General features: G+C 61.9%; 18 protein-coding genes. All 18 read left to right on the top strand.

Going from position 1 to position 19,198, the window contains the following annotated elements; translation table 11 throughout:
- The first annotated feature begins 92 nt into the window (after positions 1-92).
- The 18 genes from ACX17K_RS05705 (at position 93) to ACX17K_RS05620 (ending at position 19,183) form a co-directional block, all read left to right on the top strand.
- Positions 93-1,283: a hypothetical protein gene (locus ACX17K_RS05705; RefSeq protein ID WP_493774047.1), complete on the top strand. Its 1,191-nt coding sequence runs from the start codon at positions 93-95 to the stop codon at positions 1,281-1,283.
- Between the two features lie 234 nt (positions 1,284-1,517).
- A complete protein-coding gene (gene invF, locus ACX17K_RS05700; protein ID WP_493774046.1) occupies positions 1,518-2,285 on the top strand; it encodes an AraC family transcriptional regulator InvF in 768 nt (255 codons plus the stop codon).
- Between the two features lie 8 nt (positions 2,286-2,293).
- On the top strand, positions 2,294-4,012 hold the full coding sequence (gene sctC / locus ACX17K_RS05695; RefSeq protein ID WP_493774045.1) for a type III secretion system outer membrane ring subunit SctC: 1,719 nt from the start codon (positions 2,294-2,296) through the stop codon (positions 4,010-4,012).
- The gene (locus ACX17K_RS05690) at positions 4,002-5,156 is read left to right on the top strand and encodes a YopN/LcrE/InvE/MxiC type III secretion system gatekeeper (protein WP_493774044.1); all 1,155 of its coding nucleotides are present in this window, start codon (positions 4,002-4,004) and stop codon (positions 5,154-5,156) included. The genes sctC and ACX17K_RS05690 overlap by 11 nt, the downstream gene beginning before the upstream one ends.
- 106 nt (positions 5,157-5,262) lie before the next feature.
- Complete coding sequence (locus tag ACX17K_RS05685) at positions 5,263-7,338, top strand: EscV/YscV/HrcV family type III secretion system export apparatus protein (RefSeq protein ID WP_493774043.1); 2,076 nt, start codon at positions 5,263-5,265, stop codon at positions 7,336-7,338.
- Positions 7,339-7,355: 17 nt separating this feature from the next.
- Positions 7,356-7,757, top strand: a complete 402-nt coding sequence (locus ACX17K_RS05680; protein ID WP_493774042.1) for an InvB/SpaK family type III secretion system chaperone — start codon at positions 7,356-7,358, stop codon at positions 7,755-7,757.
- On the top strand, positions 7,757-9,049 hold the full coding sequence (sctN, locus tag ACX17K_RS05675) for a type III secretion system ATPase SctN (protein WP_493774041.1): 1,293 nt from the start codon (positions 7,757-7,759) through the stop codon (positions 9,047-9,049). The genes ACX17K_RS05680 and sctN overlap by 1 nt, the downstream gene beginning before the upstream one ends.
- Positions 9,033-9,488 carry a SpaM family type III secretion system protein gene (locus ACX17K_RS05670; protein WP_493774040.1) on the top strand — a complete coding sequence of 152 codons (456 nt, stop codon included), beginning with the start codon at positions 9,033-9,035 and terminating at the stop codon, positions 9,486-9,488. Before sctN ends, ACX17K_RS05670 begins: the two co-directional genes overlap by 17 nt.
- Entirely contained in the window at positions 9,476-10,990 is a 1,515-nt protein-coding gene (locus tag ACX17K_RS05665; RefSeq protein WP_493774039.1) for a SpaN/EivJ family type III secretion system needle length determinant, read from the top strand. Before ACX17K_RS05670 ends, ACX17K_RS05665 begins: the two co-directional genes overlap by 13 nt.
- Positions 10,990-11,886: a YscQ/HrcQ family type III secretion apparatus protein gene (locus ACX17K_RS05660; RefSeq protein WP_493774038.1), complete on the top strand. Its 897-nt coding sequence runs from the start codon at positions 10,990-10,992 to the stop codon at positions 11,884-11,886. The genes ACX17K_RS05665 and ACX17K_RS05660 overlap by 1 nt, the downstream gene beginning before the upstream one ends.
- Positions 11,876-12,535, top strand: a complete 660-nt coding sequence (locus ACX17K_RS05655) for an EscR/YscR/HrcR family type III secretion system export apparatus protein (protein WP_493774037.1) — start codon at positions 11,876-11,878, stop codon at positions 12,533-12,535. The genes ACX17K_RS05660 and ACX17K_RS05655 overlap by 11 nt, the downstream gene beginning before the upstream one ends.
- A 27-nt stretch (positions 12,536-12,562) precedes the next feature.
- Positions 12,563-12,823 (top strand): EscS/YscS/HrcS family type III secretion system export apparatus protein, encoded by a 261-nt coding sequence (locus tag ACX17K_RS05650; protein WP_493774036.1) that lies wholly within the window; start codon positions 12,563-12,565, stop codon positions 12,821-12,823.
- 4 nt (positions 12,824-12,827) lie between these two features.
- On the top strand, positions 12,828-13,601 hold the full coding sequence (gene sctT / locus ACX17K_RS05645) for a type III secretion system export apparatus subunit SctT (protein ID WP_493774035.1): 774 nt from the start codon (positions 12,828-12,830) through the stop codon (positions 13,599-13,601).
- 1 nt (position 13,602) lies between these two features.
- Positions 13,603-14,664 carry an EscU/YscU/HrcU family type III secretion system export apparatus switch protein gene (locus ACX17K_RS05640; RefSeq protein ID WP_493774034.1) on the top strand — a complete coding sequence of 354 codons (1,062 nt, stop codon included), beginning with the start codon at positions 13,603-13,605 and terminating at the stop codon, positions 14,662-14,664.
- Between the two features lie 130 nt (positions 14,665-14,794).
- Positions 14,795-15,298: a type III secretion system translocator chaperone SicA gene (gene sicA, locus ACX17K_RS05635; RefSeq protein WP_493774033.1), complete on the top strand. Its 504-nt coding sequence runs from the start codon at positions 14,795-14,797 to the stop codon at positions 15,296-15,298.
- Positions 15,295-17,043: a type III secretion system translocon subunit SseC family protein gene (gene sctE / locus ACX17K_RS05630; RefSeq protein ID WP_493774032.1), complete on the top strand. Its 1,749-nt coding sequence runs from the start codon at positions 15,295-15,297 to the stop codon at positions 17,041-17,043. Before sicA ends, sctE begins: the two co-directional genes overlap by 4 nt.
- Before the next feature lie 20 nt (positions 17,044-17,063).
- On the top strand, positions 17,064-18,065 hold the full coding sequence (locus tag ACX17K_RS05625; RefSeq protein ID WP_493774031.1) for an IpaC/SipC family type III secretion system effector: 1,002 nt from the start codon (positions 17,064-17,066) through the stop codon (positions 18,063-18,065).
- A 98-nt stretch (positions 18,066-18,163) separates the two neighbouring features.
- Positions 18,164-19,183: an IpaD/SipD/SspD family type III secretion system needle tip protein gene (locus ACX17K_RS05620; RefSeq protein ID WP_493774030.1), complete on the top strand. Its 1,020-nt coding sequence runs from the start codon at positions 18,164-18,166 to the stop codon at positions 19,181-19,183.
- Positions 19,184-19,198 lie beyond the last annotated feature (15 nt).

Here is a 19,198-nt window from a genome sequence, read left to right as displayed (position 1 = left end):
ATGTCGAAGTGTGTTGCGAGGTTATAAGGTGGTGGCGTAATTTATTGCCATCAAATTTAATTGGTTATATTTGTTTGAACAATGGAAGTGATATGATTTCTAGTCCCTCGAATGGTATGTCTGTCAATGCAAAATTTGGTAGTATGGCCTTGGATGGTGGCGCGGTGGAGGAGCGTGCTAAAAAATTCAACACGGGGGAGGCCTCTAAAACTTATGATGGCCAGATCAATATACTGAAGGCAAGTGATAAGGTTGATACTGCAAAGCTTGAGGGATTGCATGCACAGTATGAGGAGATAGAGCCTAATAATCCAGATGGAATTCTTAGAAAATTGCGCATTGCTGATGAAATGGCTGCTGAAGGTAAGTCCATCAGGGCACAATGTGAAGCGGGCGATATTGCTGTTGGTGATGCTGCGCGCACAGTTTCTCTTTTTCCTCATGTTTTCTTGCCAGTCAACTTTAGTATTTCTTTAAAGGATCTTCAAACTATTGGGATGGATAGAAATACAGCAAGTGAAATTGGGTTGAATGTGGTTGGTGATGCGAGTGAACGACGGCTTCTGATAGTAGGAGGGGTGACAAGTGATGGCTCTAATGGTCTAGCTGCTTCTGTTAAGACGCCAGGGAACACAACGCCTGGTTTTGAAGGCATGAATGTTATTAACATTGTACATACGCATCCGAGAGAAGGACTAGCCAAAGCTTCTGATGTGGAGTTCAATGCGGATGTGAAGGGACAGGGCGAGAATGATCCTCCGGCGCTGGTGCGTAGCCACTCAGGTGGGACCTATTTATTCAGTAATGAAGATGCTGGAGGTGTATTTAATGAGAAAAAAGACAGCAGATTTTCTCCCTCTTCTTTGTCCATACCCAATTTTGCAAAAGATACAATGAATGGCGGCAAGAATGGATTTCCATTTCATCGTTATGAGCCAAAGAGCGAGGGAGTGGATGTTGGTCCTTACAAAGAGGCTGTGGTGGCAGAGATTACAGGGCTTGTTGGTGAGTTGAATGGTTTATATTCTAAAATGTCTAATGATTCATTTACAGCAGATGGATTCTTGACAGTTTTGGGACAGGCGGGGGATGTAAGAAAAAAACTGGAACATGTTAATGATTTATCTAGTGTAAAAAATTTCGAAGAGCATTTTAAAAAGCCAGATGAGCCAGATTCAGGATTTGATCTTTTTTCTGGGGATTTTGAGGGTGTAAACTTCAGTGGGAGTGGAAGCGAAAGTGGAAGTGAAAGTGAGGGTGGGCGTAAAACTGGGAGTCAGTAAGCGATTTTGATGGGAGTGGGCTTGCTCGTTATCAAGCGTGTGATGGTATATCGCCTATGTCGAGAATGTTTTCTCGCTAACTGTATTCCATATTTTCGCGGGGAGAATGACTCGACGTAGCTTGCCTGCTGGTAGCAAGTATTGTCCCGGTCATCATATTCCCATCAGGATTCCTCCCCCTCGCTGTCACATACTGTCGTCATCCCGGCAACCGCCGGGCCTGGATTTCATGCGATGACAGAGAACAATGTATTGAACCCCCTGCAAACCTTGGCGGCCTCTGGCCGGCGCGAGATCGCCGGCCAGGAGGCTTGGCTCTTGCTGCCGCTGGCCAAGGGCGGGGCCCGGCTTGAGCTGAGCTGGGGAGCGGACCGTGAGGTTTGGACTCTGCCATCAGGCTGGCAAGGTCTGTTGCTGCTGGACCGCCTGAAGCTGACGGTGGCGTCCGGCAGTCTTTGTTTTCACCCGGTTCGGCTGGAGGCGCTGGCCAAATTGCTGGCCTTCGTCGATGAGGCCAATGGCCTGGCGCCGTGTTCTGCCGAGCGGCACTGCGCGCGCTTGCCGCAGGATGATCTGTCTCTATGGTCGGATCGGCGCCGTTGCGAGTACTGGTTTCTGAACCAGTTGCTGGAGCCTGCGGAGCCATTTTCGTCCTTGCTGGCCCTGTTGCGCCGCAATGAAAGCTACTGGCTGGTGCGTTTTCTGTTGGCGCAGTCGCCAGGCGGCGACAAATTGCAAGAGCTGGGCGAGCGTTACGGCGTGTCGCGCTCCCATTTTCGCCGCTTGTGCCGTCATGCCCTGGGCAATGCGGCCAAGACCGCGCTGCGCGACTGGCGGATGGCGCGTTCTCTGCTGGACGTGGTTGAGGGCAGGGAAAGCCTGACCCAGCTGGCCTTGAAGCACGGCTATTCCTCGCAATCGCATTTTTCAAATGAAATCAAGGGATTGATCGGCGTTTCTCCACGCAGTCTGTCCAATATCATCCCGCTAAGCGTGAAATGAACAAGTGTTTGTCGTACGCGTTATGGCTGGTGTGCGCGTTGTGCCTGGCCGCCGGGGCGCTGGCCGCGCCGGAGCCGGGCGAGGTTGCCGATGGCGCTGGCTATGTGGCCAGAAAGGACAGCCTGCGTTCGTTTTTCGACGCGATTTCCTCCAAGTTGAAAAAGCCGGTGATCCTGAGCAAGCAGGCGGCGCGCAAGCAGGTCAGCGGCGAGTTCGACCTCAGCAATCCGCAGGCGCTGCTGGAGAGGATGACGCAGCAACTGGGGCTGGTCTGGTATCACGACGGCCAATCCATCTATGTCTACGACGCCAGCGAAACCCGCAACGCGGTGGTGGCGCTGCGCAATGTGTCCTTGTCGGCCTTCAATGGCTTTCTGCGCAAATCCGGCCTCTACGACAAACGCTATCCGCTGCGCGGCGACAGCCGCAGCGGCGCTTTCTACGTATCCGGCCCGCCGATGTATGTGGATCTGGTGATCAATGCGGCCGGGTTCATGGATAAACAGAGCGAAGGCATGGACCTGGGCCGTTTGAAGATAGGCGTGATCAAGCTCAACAACACTTTCGTCGGGGACCGCAGTTACGAGCTGCGGGATCAGAAGCTGGTGATCCCCGGCATGGCCACGGTGATAGAGAAATTGCTGACGGGCGAGGGGAAGTCGGTGCGGATGCTGCCGCCGCCGGCGCCGTCCCTGCCGTCCTCTCCGGCGCTGCCCGCGCGCGCGGAAGACGCGGCCAGCCAAGTGGGCCTGCCGCCGTTGCCGGGGCTGCCGTTGCCGTCCAAGGCGGCGCTGCCGGAGCCGCCGCCGCAAGACGGCCCGGCCGGGGATATCCGCGTCATCGCCTATCCGGACACCAACAGCCTGCTGGTGAAGGGGTCGGCCGAGCAAGTGCGCTTCATCGAGAATCTGGTGACGGCGCTGGACGTGGCCAAGCGCCATGTCGAGCTGTCTCTGTGGATCATCGATCTGCAGAAAGAGGATCTGAATCGGCTGGGCGTGGAGTGGAGCGGGCAGCTTGCGGTCGGCGGCGGGCTGGGGGTGTCGTTCAACGGTTCCGGCTCGCTGAGCACGCTGGACGGCAGCCGCTTCATCGCGTCGGTGATGGCCTTGTCGCAGCAGAACAAGGCCAATGTCGTGTCGCGGCCGGTATTGCTGACGCAGGAAAATGTGCCGGCCGTGTTCGATAACAACCGCACCTTCTACACCAAGCTGGAGGGAGAGCGCAGCGTCGATTTGCAGCATGTGACCTACGGCACGCTGGTCAGCGTGCTGCCGCGCTTCAGCGCCGATGGCCAGATCGAGATGTCGTTGAACATCGAGGACGGCAGCGAGGCGCGGGCGCCGGATTACTCCAAAGACAATAAGGACGCCGCCACGCCGGAAGTGGGGCGCACGCGCATCAGCACGGTGGCGCGGGTGCCGCAGGGCAAAAGCCTGTTGATAGGCGGCTTCACCCGCGACGCCAGCAGCGACAATCGGGCGGCCGTGCCGGGCTTGGGCCAGTTGCCGCTGGTGGGGAGCCTGTTTCGCTATCAGCGCAAGGATTTGTCGAACAGCGTGCGGGTGTTTCTGATCCAGCCGCGCGAAATCGACTCGCCGTTGGCGCCGGACGCCAGCGATCTGGCCGGCGGTTTGAGCCGGCAGGGCGGTATGGACATGGATCCGCTGCAGCAAAAACTGCGCCGTTATCTGGAACGGCGTGAGGATGCGGCTCATGGAGATTAGCGCTCGCCAGCAGCATGCCTTGGGCCTGCGCACGCCCAAACAGCAGGCTCAGCTGGACGCCAAGCGCGATGCCAAGCGCGATATCCGGCACGAGGCTCCGCAGAAAAGCGAATCGCAGCAGGCGGATGCGCAGATGAACGAAGCGGAGCTGGCGGAAGAGACCAATCCGGCGGCGCTGCTGCAGCGCGCCGCCCAATCCGCCGACGAAATGGCGGCGGTGCTGACCCAGTTCCGCAGCCGCCGCGACTATGACAAGAAGCGGGGCAATCTGGCGGACAGCTTCGAGCGAGTGCTTGACGAGGATGCCCTGCCCAAGGCGCAGGAAATCCTGCAGGTGGCCAAGTCGCCCGGCTACACCGCCGAGGAGTTGCTGCGCCGGGCGCGCTCGCAGTTTCCCGACGACAGCGATCTGGTGCTGGTGTTGCGCCAGTTGTTGCGGCGCCGGCAGCTGGACGAGGTGATGCGCAAGCGGCTGCAAGCGCTGCTGGAGCAGGTGGAAGACGAGGCGGAGCCGCGGCCCCTGAAAGCCGGCATCAACTGCGCGCTCAAGGCGCGCTTGTTCGGCAAGACGCTGGATCTGAGCCCCGGCCTGCTGCGCGCCAGCTACCGGCAGTTTCTGCAAAGCGAGGCGGGCGAGGCGGAAATCTATCAGGACTGGGTGGCCAGTTACGGCTACCAGCGCCGGGCGCAGGTGCTGGATTTCATCGAGGGGGCTTTGCTGGCTGACATCGATTCGCTGGATGCCAGTTGCTCGAGGCTGGAGTTCGGCGATCTGCTCGGCAGGCTGACCCAGCTGAAGCTGCTGCGCTCCGCCGACTGCCTGTTCATCGGCCGTCTGCTGGCCAACCCCGCCGTCCGCGGCTTCAACCCCAATGAGGCCGATTGGCTGTTTCTGCTGCTGTCGCTGCTGCAGCAGCCGCAAGAGCTGGACGAGCTGCTGGCGGAAACCGTGGGCGATACCGCCTTGCTTGGCCGCCATGCGGATCGCTCCACCCTGCTGCACGCGTTGTACCAGGCTTGCAAAGCCTTGCCCGCCAGATTGTTTCCCGACGAAGGATGGCTGGACGCCTTGCTGGACGAGTTCCGCCACTTGGCCGGAATCGCTTATCGGCATGAATTGGCGGAGCGGCGCAGAGCGCGGTGAGCCGTTTGGGAGAGAGCCGCCAGCCAAGCCCTGCCGCGCAGGGTTTCGCTTGCTGTTTTCCCTTGTGAAAGGCGCGTTGAGCGTCTGATTTTCTGGATGAATGACGGTGTTGACTTCTTTGTTGAACGGCGCGCGCTCGCGGCCTGAGTTGCTGATCCTGCTGCTGATGGTGATGATCATCGCGATGTTGATCATCCCGCTGCCCACCTATCTGGTGGACTTCCTGATCGGCCTCAACATCGTGCTGGCGATGCTGGTGTTCATGGGCTCGTTCTACATCGACCGCATCCTCAGTTTCTCCACCTTCCCGTCCGTGCTGCTGATCACCACGCTGTTCCGGCTGGCGCTGTCGATCAGCACCAGCCGCCTGATCCTGATCGAGGCCGATGCCGGCGAGATCATCGCCACTTTCGGCCAGTTCGTCATCGGCGACAGCCTGGCGGTGGGCTTCGTGGTGTTCTCCATCGTCACTGTGGTGCAGTTCATCGTGATCACCAAGGGTTCGGAGCGGGTGGCGGAGGTGGCGGCGCGTTTCTCGCTGGACGGCATGCCGGGCAAGCAGATGAGCATCGACGCCGACTTGAGGGCCGGCATCATCGATGCCGACGGCGCGCGCGAGCGCCGCAGCGTGGTGGAGCGGGAAAGCCAGCTGTACGGCTCTTTCGACGGCGCGATGAAGTTCATCAAGGGCGACGCCATCGCCGGCATCATCATCATTTTCGTCAACTTCGTCGGCGGCATCGCCGTCGGCGTGACGCAGCATGGCATGAGCCTGTCCGCCGCGCTGTCCACTTACACGATGCTGACCATCGGCGACGGCCTGGTCGCTCAGATTCCGGCGCTGCTGATCGCCATCAGCGCGGGCTTCATCGTCACCCGCGTCAACGGCGATAGCGACAATATGGGCCGCAATATCGTGGGCCAATTGCTGGGCAACCGCTTCGTGCTGGTGGTCACCGCGGGGTTGGCGCTGGCGGTGGGCATGCTGCCGGGTTTTCCTCTGCTGGTATTTCTGATCCTGGCCGGCGCGCTGGGCGGCTTGTTCTATTTCAAGCGGCGCGCGGAGCGGGCTACCGCCGCGCCCGGCCAGCCGGCAGGCGGCCGCGTGGTTCAGGGCGGCGCGGCGGCCGAATCCGGCAAGCCGGGCTCGGATAGCTCGCTGGGGCTGATCAGCAATCTTGACCGCGTGGCCACAGAGACGGTGCCGCTGATCTTGCTGGTGCCCAAGGCGCGCCGCGCCGAACTGGAGCGGATGCAGCTGGCGGAGCGTCTGCGCAGCCAGTTCTTCATCGATTACGGCGTTCGCCTGCCGCAGATGATGTTGAGCGATTCCTCCTCGATGCAGGATAACCGCGCGGCGGTGCTGATCAATGAGATCCGCGCGGAGGAGTTCGCCTTGCATTTCGATCTGGCGCGGGTGGTCAACTACTCGGACGAGGTGGAGGCCCTGGGCATCCAGCCGACATGGGCTGGGCAGGGGGCCGGGCGGTGCGCATGGGTCGCGCCGGCCGAGGGGGAAAAGCTGGCCAAGCTTGGCTATCAGCTGCGGCCGGCGCTGGACGAGCTCTACCAGTGCCTGTCGGCGCTGCTGGCGCGCCATGTCAGCGAATACTTCGGCATACAGGAAGCCAAGCACATGCTGGACCAGTTGGAAGGCAAATATCCAGACCTGCTGAAGGAAGTGCTGCGCCACGCCACCGTGCAGCGCATCGCCGAGGTGCTGCAGCGGCTGCTGACCGAGCGGATCTCGGTACGGAACATGAAGTTGATCATGGAGGCGCTGGCGCTGTGGGCGCCGCGCGAGAAGGACGTGATCAATCTGGTGGAGCACGTGCGCGGCGCGCTGGCGCGCTACATCTGCCACAAATTCGCCAACGGCAACGAATTGCGCGCGGTGATGGTGTCGGCGGAGGTGGAGGACGTGGTGCGCAAGGGCGTGCGCCAGACTTCGGCCGGCGCCTTTCTCAATCTGGAGCCGTCCGCCTCGGAAGAGTTGATGGATTTGTTTGCAGTGGGGCTGGGCAGTTTGAGCATCGCCCACAAGGACATGGTGTTGCTGGCGTCGGTGGATGTGCGCCGCTTCATCAAGAAACTGGTGGAAACGCGCTTCCATGATCTGGAGGTGATCTCGTTCGGGGAAATCACCGACAGCGTGTCGGTGAATGTGATCAAAACCATCTGAGGGGAGGCGAGAGCGCCATGCAGTCAATCGATATCGCGCAACTGTTGAGTGCCGCCTTGAAAGGCGGCTATGCGCCGGAGAGGCTGGCGACGCTGGACGGCGGCTGCACCATCGCGCTCGAGCTGTGCGATCTGCCCAGCATGCACATCACCGAGCAAGAGGGCGAGGTATGGCTGTGGTCGCGCCTGGGCAGCCTGAGCGATGCGGCGCTGGACCGTTTCGGCGGCAGTTTGCTCAAGTCGCTGATGGCGGGCTGCGGCTTTGCCCGCAGCGGCCAGCTGCAGCTGGCGCAGAGCGAGGGCGAGTTGGAGCTTAGGGTCCAGTTGCATCCGGATTGCCTGGCGGATGGGCCGCATTTCGCTGCGGCGCTGAACGGATTTTTCGACGCGCTGAATCATTTTCTGGAGCTGCTGCTGTGATGAAACCCCCGCGCTTGTTGCGCCGCCTTGCTTATCCGCAGCGCTTGTCCGGTCCGATCCTGGAGGCGGCACTGCCGGATGTGGCGATAGGGGAGTTATGCGAAATCCGACGCAGCTGGCAGGAGCGCGAGGTGGTGGCGCGCGCCCAGGTGGTGGGTTTTCAGCAGGAGCGCGCGGTCTTGAGCCTGATCGGCAACGCGCGCGGCTTGTCGCGCGAAGCGGTGCTGCAGCCGACTGGGCGGGCGTTGTCGGCCTGGATCGGCGATGCCGCGCTGGGCGCGATGCTGGACCCCACCGGCCAGGTGGTGGAGAGATTCGCCAGCCAGCCTGCCGGCCATGCCGGCGGCGAGCGCGGCATCGATGTCGACCCGCCGCCGTACTCGCAGCGGGTCGGAGTGCGCGAGCCGCTGGTCACCGGCGTGCGGGTCATCGATGGCTTGTTGACCTGCGGCATCGGCCAGCGGGTGGGCATTTTCGCCTCCGCGGGCTGCGGCAAGACCATGTTGATGCATATGTTGATCGACCAGGCCGAGGCCGACGTGTTCGTGATCGGCCTGATCGGCGAACGCGGCCGCGAAGTGACCGAGTTCGCCGAGTCATTGCGGCAGTCGCCCAAGCGCGACCGCTGCGTGCTGGTGTACGCCACTTCCGATTACGCGTCGGTGGACCGCTGCAACGCGGCCTTGCTGGCGACCACGGTGGCGGAATACTTCCGCGATCAGGGCAAGCGGGTGGTGTTGTTCGTCGATTCGATGACGCGTTACGCCCGAGCCTTGCGCGACGTGGCGCTGGCGGCGGGGGAGCCGCCGGCCCGGCGCGGTTATCCGGCGTCGGTGTTCGACAGCCTGCCGCGCCTGCTGGAACGGCCCGGCGCGACCCGCGAGGGCAGCATCACCGCTTTTTACACGGTGCTGCTGGAGGGCGACGACGAGCCTGATCCGATGGCGGATGAGATCCGGTCCATTCTGGACGGCCACATCTATCTGAGCCGCAAACTGGCGGGCCAGGGGCATTACCCGGCCGTCGACGTGCTGAAGAGCGCCAGCCGGGTGGCGGGCCAGGTCTGCGCCGACGCGCATCTGCAAGCGGCATCAGGGGTGCGGGGCTTGATGGCGCGGCTGGAGGAGCTGCAGGTCTTCATCGATCTGGGCGAGTACCGCCAGGGGGAGAACGCCGATAACGACCGCGCCATGCAGGCCCGCGAAGCGCTGCGGCAATGGCTGCGCCAGCCTTTGGCGCAGAACTCGTCGTTCGACTCCACGCTGCGGGGCATGCATGAGCTTATTGCCTAAGATCGGCGCGCTGTTGCGGCGCTGCCAGTTTGCGCATTCCCGATGCCAGCAGGCGCTGGCGCAACTGACGCGGCAAGACGATGGCCTGCAGCGGGAACTGCGGGCGCTTGAGGCGCAGGGGCAAGGCGTGCGCCAGCTATTGCAGGCGCAGCAACTGGCCGGCGCGGTCGTCGATCGCGGCCAACTGTTCGCCTTGCAGCGCCGGCAGGCGGTATTGCGCCAGCAATTGCAGGGTCTGGCGCTGCAAGGCGAGCAGTTGCAGGAACAGCGCCAGCAACTGCAGCAGGAAAGAGAACGGCAAAGCGGGCTGAGCCGGCAATGGCTGCGCAAAGAAGACAAATATCAGCGATGGGCGCAACGGGTCCGCAAGCAAAGGCGGTTGGTTCGGCTGCGGCAGGAAGAAGGCGAACTGGAGGAGCGAACGAAATGGAAACCGTGACCGGGGCGGGCAGATGGCCGGCCGCGCTCAAGCCCGAGGAGGCTGAGGGGGCGGCAAGCAGTTTCGCCAAACTGCTCTCCAGTCCCGATGCGCATCAGCCTCCAGGCATCGACAAGCCGCTGCCATGCCGCGCTGGGCGCGGCAAGGACGCGATGGCGGAGACGATGGCCGCGGCATCGGCGGACGGCGGATCAAGCCCGTCGAATGCTGGCCGGATCGGAGCGGATGGCTGGCCGGAAACAGCGGGATCATCTTCGGCGATCCAGCAGGATGCGCCTCCTTCGGTGGATGACGAGGCGGAGCGGAATCGCCGCGACTGGTTTTCCGGCCGGTCGGAAAAAGAGAACCGGTTGGAGTCCGGCCCGCATATCCGCGCTGTCCTCGGCGAATTTCCGCCGCCGGTCTGGTTGCCGCCCTTGCCGCTGCGGCTGTCGCAATACCATCGGCACGGAGATGGCGGGACAACCCGCGTGGCGGCGCCTGCGAACCGTTCTTCCGCGCGCGCGGAGACGAGTGTTCCCGCGGATTTGCAGCCGAGGACGCGCGTAGAGCCGTCCCGCTCCTCGTCGTCCAAGACAGCCATGCCTTCCATGTCGGTGGGCGGGAGAGCGGCCGCGCCAAGTCAATCTCCCGTTGCGGCGATGGCTTCGCGCCAGACGCCGGCTCCGCCATTGTCGGATGCGGCTCGCCTGGAGACCGGACCTGAGGGGCGAGAGGCAGGACGAAGCCCAAGCGCCGCCGCTATTCGTTCCAGCCCGGCGCCGGCATGGCCGGAGGCGCGCCGCGAGGACGGCCTGCCAGCGGCTGCCGCGCTTTTCCCGCCGGCCGACGGAAAGGCCGCCGTCGCAAGCCCATCGCCAGCCGCTGTCGTCGGCATGGCGGCGGGCGTGCCGGTGGATGCGCCGACCGGCGTGGCCAGACATGCGGGCCACGTCAGCGGGCAGGGCGCGCCGGGGGCGGCGGGCAGCGCCAATGCGGGCGTCCAGCGCGAGCCGGCCGTTCCGGCATCGGACAACTCGAGCCGGATCAAGCTCGCTTCCGCCTCAACTGGGTTGGTGTCGCCTGGCGCGGCGGGAGGCGCGGCGGCGAATCCGCTTTCGGGGCTCCCTGGCCGCAGCCGCAAACAATATGAGGATGCCGCGGCTGTCGCGGCAGCCGGACGACAAGATGCGCTCTCGCCGCCGCCCATGGCGGCAAGCGATGGGGCGTCGGCCCCGCGTCCTCGCAATTGGACCGATGGGACGCCGCAATCGTTACCTCAGAGCGAGCCGGAGCAATCGTCGGGCATCGGCTACCGTTTTTTGCGCTGGGGCGGAGAGCACGCGGTGAGGATTCAGAGCCGGAATGGCAGATTGTCGCTACAGCCATCCGACAGCCTGGTGCAGCAACGCTTGAGCGAACAGTGGCCGTCGGGCAACCCACAGTATTGGATTCTGGATCGCGACGGCGGAGAAAGACAATCGCCGAGGCAGGCGCCGGATGAGTGCGAGGAGGAGGCCTGATGCTGAAGCTGCGGCATGTGGACCGGCAGTTCCAAGCCTTGCGCCAGGCCGGGGATGCATGGAAACAGCAGGGTTGGGAGGCTGAAATCTGTTATCCGGCCCGCGTCGGCAGATGGCTGGCGCTGAGCGACGAAGAGCGGCGCTGGCAGGGTTGGCTGCAGCCGCGAGTCTGGCTGGAGAAGATGGCGCCGGAGCTGGCGGCGCTGGCCAGCGCATCCGGGGTAGAGGAGCAGGCGGTCCGGCTGATCGCCGCCAGCGAGCAGCCGCTGCGCTGGCCTATGCCGGAGTTGGCTTATCGAGGGCTGCGCCTGGGCGGCTTGATAGACGGAAGCGAACTGCCTGCGCAGGCCTTGTTGAGAGTGGCGACGGATCTCGGCCCCGTGTGGCTGGCCAAGGTGCCGGCCATGGCCAGTCCTGATTCCGCGTCGACGCGGCTGGGGACGCTGCCGTTGCCGCTGCGCTTCGAGTTGGGCAGAAGCCGCATCAGCCTGTCTTTGCTGCGGAGCGTTCGCCTGGGCGACATGCTGCTGATCCAGGAGGCCGTGCCGCGGGTGAGTTGCCATGGGCGGGTATTAGGGCGTTATCAACGGAGTGACGAGGGAATCGCGATGGAGTGGCAAACGGAAGAGGAGCGTCCCGAGGACGTCCCGGCGGCGGCGGATGTCCGCCAGTTGCCGGTGAGGCTGGAGTTTGTATTGCAACAGAGCATGGTGACGCTGGCCGAATTGCAGCAGTTGTGCCAAGGGCGGTTGCTGCCTGTGCAGACGGGAGCGGAGCTGCGAGTGGAGGTTCGCGCCAACGGCGCGTTGCTGGGGCGCGGCGAACTTGTGCAGCTGGATGGGCATCTGGGCGTGGAAATGGCGCAGTGGCAGGGCGAGGTCGCGGATGTCGAATGATATTTCCCTGATAGCGCTGATGGCGTTTGCCACGCTGCTGCCTTTTCTGATCGCTTCCGGAACGTGCTACATCAAGTTTTCCATTGTGTTCGTGATGGTGCGCAATGCGCTGGGTCTGCAGCAAGTGCCTTCCAATATGACGCTCAACGGCGTCGCGTTGCTGCTGTCGATGTTCGTGATGCTGCCCATCGCGCGGCAGGCCTGCGATTACTACCAGGAAGAGCACGTCAGCTTTTCCAGCATCGAGTCGGTGCGCAATTTCGTTGAAAACGGCTTGGATGGCTACCGCGGCTATCTGCAGAAATATTCTGACCCGGAATTGACGCGCTTCTTCGAGAAGGCGCAAGCGCAGCGGATGGGAGAGGCCGCGGGCAGCGCGGCGGCCGACGAGCAGCCGTCCATCTTCGCCTTGCTGCCGGCCTATGCGCTCAGCGAGATCAAGAGCGCGTTCAAGATCGGCTTCTATCTGTATCTGCCGTTCGTGGTGGTGGATCTGGTTATCTCAAGCGTGCTGCTGGCGCTGGGGATGATGATGATGAGCCCGGTGACGATATCGGTGCCGGTCAAGCTGGTGTTGTTCGTGGCGCTGGATGGCTGGTCTTTGTTGGCCAAGGGACTGGTGCAGCAATATCTGGAGCTCGCCAGTTGATGCGGCGCGGCGAAGAGGCGCTCCGCCATGAATGAAATGATATTCGCCAGCAACAAGGCGCTGTATCTGGTGCTGATGATGTCGGCCTGGCCCATCATCGTCGCCACCGTCATTGGCCTGTTGGTGGGCCTGTTCCAGACCGTGACCCAGCTGCAGGAGCAGACGCTGCCGTTCGGCATCAAGCTGTTTGGCGTCAGCCTGTGCCTGTTCATGCTGTCTGGCTGGTATGGAGAGACTTTGCTGGGCTTTGGCCGCGAGGTGATGCGTCTGGCGCTTAGCCATGGGTGAGGCGATGCCGGCTTCCCTGTTTTTCGATATCCATGGCTGGGCGGCCACCGCGGCGCTTGGGTTTGCCAGGGTGGCGCCGATCTTCTTCATCCTGCCTTTCTTCAACAGCAATGTGTTGAGCGGGGTGGCGCGCACCGCGGTTTCCATGCTGGTTGCGCAGGGAGTGTGGCCTCACGGGGTGGATGAGCCGATGGCCGCCGATTCGCTGCCGTTCCTGGCGTTGCTGGGGCGGGAGGCGGCGGTCGGCCTGTTGCTGGGCTGTCTGCTGGCCTGGCCGTTTTGGGTTTTCCATGCCTTGGGCAGCGTCATAGACAACCAGCGCGGCGCGACTTTCAGCAGCAGCGTCGACCCGGCCAACGGCGTGGATACGTCCGAGCTGGCCAATTTCTTCAATCTGTTCGCGGCGGCCGTCTATCTGCAAAGCGGCGGCATCCAGCTGGCGCTGGAATTGATCGGGCAGAGCTATCAATTGTGCGATCCCCTGCATGATTGCGCCCCGCCGCTGACGCCTCTGCTGAGCCTGATCAACCGAGTGATGGCCAAGGCCTTGGTGCTGGCCAGCCCGGTGGTGGCGGCCTTGCTGCTGTCCGAGGCGGCGTTGGGGCTGCTGTCGCGCTTTGCCCAGCAATTGAACGCCTTCTCGGTGGCGATGACGGTCAAGAGCGCGGTGGCGCTGTTGATTCTGCTGCTGTATTTCGCGCCGGTGCTGCCGGGCACGGTCGGGCAACTGGCGCTGAAGCCCGCGGCGCTGGCGAATTGGCTGGCGGCGCCGCGCTGAGATGGCCGAGAAAACCGAAAAGCCCACACACAAGCGGCTGAGAGATTCGGCCAAGAAAGGGCAGTCGTTCAAGAGCCGCGATCTGATCGTCGCCTGTCTGACCCTGTGCGGAGTCGCTTATCTGGTGTCGTTTGCCTCCCTTGCCGAGTTGATGGGCGTGTTTCGCCAGACGATCGCCAGCGGTTTCCGGCTGGATATGGAGGGTTACGCCAAGGCGCTGGCATGGCTGGGGCTGAGGCTGTTTTTGCCGATTTTCCTGTTGTGCGCGCTGGCGTCGGCGCTGCCGTCCCTGCTGCAGAGCGGTTTCGTGCTGGCCAGCGAGGCGCTGAAGCTGAATCTGGACGCGCTGAATCCGGTGAACGGCTTCAAGAAGCTGTTCAGCCTGCGCACGGTAAAGGACGTGGTGAAGGCTTTGCTGTACCTGGCCAGCTTCGCCGTGGCCGCAATCGTGGTCTGGCACAAGCACAAGACGCTGCTGTTCGCCCAGCTGCATGGCGGCCCGCTGGATCTGGCCGCCGTCTGGCGCGAGTTGCTGCTGTCGCTGGTCTTGACCTGTCTGGGGTGCATCGCGCTGATCCTGATCCTGGATGCGCTGGCCGAGTATTTCCTGTTCATGAAGGACATGAAAATGGAAAAGGAAGAGGTCAAGCGCGAGATGAAGGAGCAGGAAGGCAATCCGGAGGTCAAGTCGCGCCGGCGCGAGGTGCATATGGAAATCCTGTCCGAGCAGATTAAGTCGGATGTGGCGAACTCGCGCTTGATCGTCGCCAATCCCACCCATATCGCCATCGGCATTTATTTCAAGCCGGAGCTGTCGCCGGCGCCGTTCATCTCCGTGATGGAAACCAATCAGCGCGCGCTGGCCGTCCGCGCCTACGCCCGGAAGGTGGGCGTGCCGGTGGTCCGCGACGTGCCGCTGGCGCGGCGCATTTATGCCAGCCATCGGCGCTATGCCTTCATCAGCCTGGATGAAGTGGACGAAGTGCTGCGGCTGCTGGCGTGGCTGGAGCAGGTGGAAAGCGCGGGCTTGCCGGAGCGGGATGCCGAGGTTGAGCCGCAATGAGCGATTCTTGAATGTTTATCTTCGCCGACCCGGGTTTAATGGCCGGGATGATGCTTGCCGGCCATCGTTGTCCGGCGATCGTCTCCTGCCAGCTTGGCCGAGTTGGCGACCGTTACTTGGGAGCAGATTGATGAGTTTTATGGACAGCGCCGATGACGATCGCCTGGCGGAGGTGATCTGGCAAGCCGTGAGCGAGGGCGCCACCTTGAAAGACGTGCAAGGCATTCCGCAAGACCTGATGGATGGCCTATATGCCCACGCTTACGATTTTTACAACAAGGGAAGGCTCGACGACGCCGAGACATTCTTCCGTTTTCTGTGCATCTACGACTTCTACAACCCGGACTACATCATCGGTCTGGCCGCGGTATCCCAGTTGAAGAAGCAGTTTCAGAAGGCGGCCGATTTGTACGCGGTGGCTTTCGCGCTGGGCAAGAACGATTACCGGCCGGTGTTTTTCACCGGACAGTGCCAGTTGTTCATGCGCAAAGCAGCCAAGGCGCGGCAATGTTTCGAGCTGGTGCTGGAACGCAGCGAGGATGAAGCGCTGCGCGTCAAGGCCCAGGTGTATCTGGATACTTTGCAGGAGGCTGAGGATGAGCGGTCCCGAAGCCTGGAAAAGGAGCGGGCATGAGCGATGTGGGCACGGTAGGCGGCCACCGGCCGCTAAACCCCGATCTCATCAAGGCGGTGACGGAAAGCGTGCGCCAGGGTGGTCCGTTTCTGACTGTGGCGCATGAAGCGCATAAGAAAATGTTGGCTATTCATGCCGGTGAAACGGGCGGTGTGACGGTTGTGCGCGAGAACGAAACGGGTTCGCCGGAGTTGACGCCGCCTACCGACAGTTCCTTGCCTGGATTGAACAAGGACGGCGCGTTCACTTACGTGGTGGGAAAACTGATAGTTCTGCTGGGCGAGAGCAGCCTGAAGGAACTGGAAGCCCGCCTGGCGACCTGGCGCGCGATGCGCGAATCGGAAAAGGCGATGAGCGCCGAGTTGTCGCAGGAGTTCGAGAAGGCTTTGGGCGAGTCGGAGGCAGCCACCGCGGCATTCAAAACGGCGACGCAGAACAGCGAAACGGCGAATGCGGCGGTCGCCGCCGCGCAGAGCAAGGCGGATGAGGCGAAGAGCAAGCTGGACAAGATGTCGCCGAATGACGCGGGCTACGCCGACGCCAAGGCCGCCCTGGATGCGGCGAACACGACGCTGGCCCAAGCCAAGACGGCTGCAAGCAATGCCGTCGACGCGGCGGCCCAGGCTCAGCAAGTGGCGACGCAGAAGGCCGCCGTTACCGATGGCGTGGTCGACAAGATACACAACGCCGGCATAGACAGCGAAACCGCAAAACAGGCCGACAAGGACAATTTGAACAATCTCGCCAAATTGACTGAGGTGATGGCCAGGTTTTCCAAGCTTCTCGGCGACAACAGCGAGAGAAGCCTGAAAAACGAATTGTCCCTGTTCGAAGCCATGCAGGACAGCCGGCAGAAGGAAATGGAGAAAAAGGCCGACGAGTACCAGAAAGAGGTGCAAAAGGCGGAAACCCTCAATAGCGTCATGGGCTGTCTCGGCAAGATTCTGGGCGCGATCCTGACGGTGGTCAGCGTGGTGTCCGCCGCCTTCACCGGCGGCGCCAGCCTGGCGTTGGCCGCCGTGGGGGTGGGGCTGATGGTGGCGGACGAAATCTGCAAGGCCGTGACCGGGAAGTCGTTCATAGAAGAAGCCTTGAAGCCGCTGATGGACAAGATCCTCAAGCCCTTGATGGAGCTGTTGAGCAAGGCGATCACCAAGGCGCTGGAAGGTTTGGGCGTAGATAAAAGCACGGCGGAAATGGTGGGAGCCGTGGTCGGCGCCGTGATTGCGGCGGTGGTGATGGTGGTGGCCATGGTGGCGGTGGCGGCGGTGGGAAAGAACGCCGCCAGCAAGATGGGCGACATGCTGGGCAAACTGATCGGCGACGCAGTCAAGGACATCGTGCCGCAGGTCTTGAAGGATTTGGCCAGCGGCACCGGCAAGCTGTTCTCCCAAGGCATGGAGCGCTTGACCAAGAGCCTTGGCCTGGGCAGCGACGAGGCGTCCCAGAAACTGGTGGCCAATACGCTGGACCGGGTGGTGACGGCAGGGTCGTTCATCAACTCCACCATTCAGGGGATCGGAGGAGTGGAGCAGGGGGTGTTCAAGAAGAAGGCAGCCGAAGCGCTGGCTGGTTTTTCGCTTGCCCGCGCCAGCATGGAGCAACTTGAGAAATGGCTGCAGCAGGCGGTGGAGACTTTCGGCAGCAATCTGAAGATTACCCAGGATCTGACTGTGAGCATGTCCAATGTGTTCGAGCAAACCACGGATGCGGGGCGTTTCGTCTTAGGGCATACCCGCGCCTGAGCTAAAGGGAGTTTAAGAATATGACGGTTCAGAACAGCACTGTTTTCAATCCCAATCTTAACCAGGTTGTGGTTCCTACGGGCGTGCCGGTGGGACGCGGCGGCGGCGTGCAGACGGTGTCGATGCCGCCGCCCAGCGATATCGACAACAAAGAAAAGAATGATGGAGGGAAGCCGCACCTGACCCAGCCCAAAACGGCGGTGACAGAGGAAGGCACCCGTAAGCTGAAAAGCTTCATCCAGCTGAAAAGCGAAGAACAGCCGGTGAAGGATGACGATAAAAAGCCGGACGGCAGCGGTCTCGACATCAGCCATATGTCGACAAAGTTTGCCGATACCCAGACATTGCTGATGCATGCGTTGGTCAAGGTGAGAACGGCGGATAGCAAGCTCAACGGCAAGATGTCGGTCGTCAGTTTCGACGCTGCCAAGGCCGGCGCGGCGGCGACGGTGAAGGCTGGTCAGGACGAGCTTCTCGGCAGCGTGGCGCAGAGCACGCTGCAGGTCGGCATGAGCGCCACCGGCGCCGGGATGAGGCATAGCGGCTTGTCGGCTGAGCGGGGCGTCTTGAAGACCAATTCCGTAAAAGTGGCGAAGCTTGACAGCGACATCAACAACAACAAGATCAAGCTCGAGTCTCCGGATGTGAAGTCTTCCTATCGGCAAGAGGTGATGAAACAAAACGGAGACCTGGAGATCAAGCGTCAGCAGGAACACAGGACCGGAGAGGACACCAGGCTTGCCGCGGACAAGAAGAAAACCAGCGGCCAACTGGTGATGGATACATCCGCAGCGGTCGGCAACGTGGCGGGCTCGGCCGGCCGCTACGCGGCGTCCACCGAACAGGCCAATCAGCAGATTGCCCAGGCATCCAGCCAGGTGGCGTCCAACGCATCGGGCGAGGCGCGCGATCGCAGCCGCAGCACCGATGGAATCATCCAGGACGTGCTCAAGGTGCTGGATGGCGTCAGCCAATCCAATATGGCGGCGATGGGAACGGTGGCCGGCAATATCCGGGCGTGAGTTCCGCCACCTGTCAATCCGGCCGCGCGGGCACCCGTGGCGGCGCTTTTCACCTATGCCGTTTCGAGTTGGCTTGGTCCGCGCATCGGGAGGTTTGAATGCTTGATATCCATCATCACATCGCATCGACGGGGTTGCCGAATTTGCAGGCCCCGAACGGCGATGATGGCCAGACGCCGGCGCCGCCGGCCAAGGCCGCGCCGGACAACGGCAGCCGCCCGACGGGCGATCCCAAGCCCTTGCAGCATACGCTGACGGCAAGCCAGCGCTTCAGCGACACGCTGGCGCCGCTGTTTCGAGCGGTCACGACCGGCAAAACCTCGGCGGGGGATGACAGTCAGCTGGCGTGGCATCAGCTGGACGGCCGCTTGCGCAGCTTGGCTGCCGGAAAGGTCGCTTTGCCGGCGCCGCTGGCGGAATCGTTTGCAGTGGGCGCCGAGCGCGTTTTCCGTTCGGAGTCGCCCTTCGTCCGCTCCCAGGTGGCGCGAATGGCTGCCGGGTCCAGTCTTTCCAATGGCCATGACGATTTCGCGCTGTGGGACAAGATTTCGCAGTATATCGGCCAGGTCAATACGGAATATCTGGGCGTGTTTCAAGACGCAACCAGCAAGTACGTCAAGTTCTACAGCGAATTCAGCGATACCGTCATGTCGCCGTTGAGCAACTGGATCACCACCGCTAACGATGAAAAGAAGGGCGAGCAGATCACGTTGGACACGGATTCCTTGCGCAACGCGCTCACCGCGCTGAAATCCAAGTATCAGGACGTCGCGCTATGGAGCGCGACCCCGAATGGCAAGAATCATGATGGCGCGGTCGAGTGGGCCAAACAGCTGGGCCTGCCGGAGACTTGCGCCAAGGGGGACAAGGTGGTGATCGATATGAGCGCGATCGATCAGATGATTGCCGATCTTCCGAAAGAAAAGACCATGGACAGCGCCAAGTTCCAGGCCTGGAAGGCGGGTTTTGACGCCGAGGAAGAAAAAATGAAGAACACGCTGCAGACGCTGACGCAGAAGTACAGCAATGCCAATTCCTTGTTCGATAACCTGGTCAAGGTGCTGAGCAGCACCATCAGCGCGTGCCAGGAAACAGCCAAATCCTTCCTGCAGATTTGAGGCGGGAGAGGAAAT

This window comes from Chromobacterium sp. INPA-IVC (genome assembly GCF_059047085.1).
Note: the sequence above shows the minus strand (reverse complement) of the source record. Positions and strands in the feature narration are given on the sequence as shown.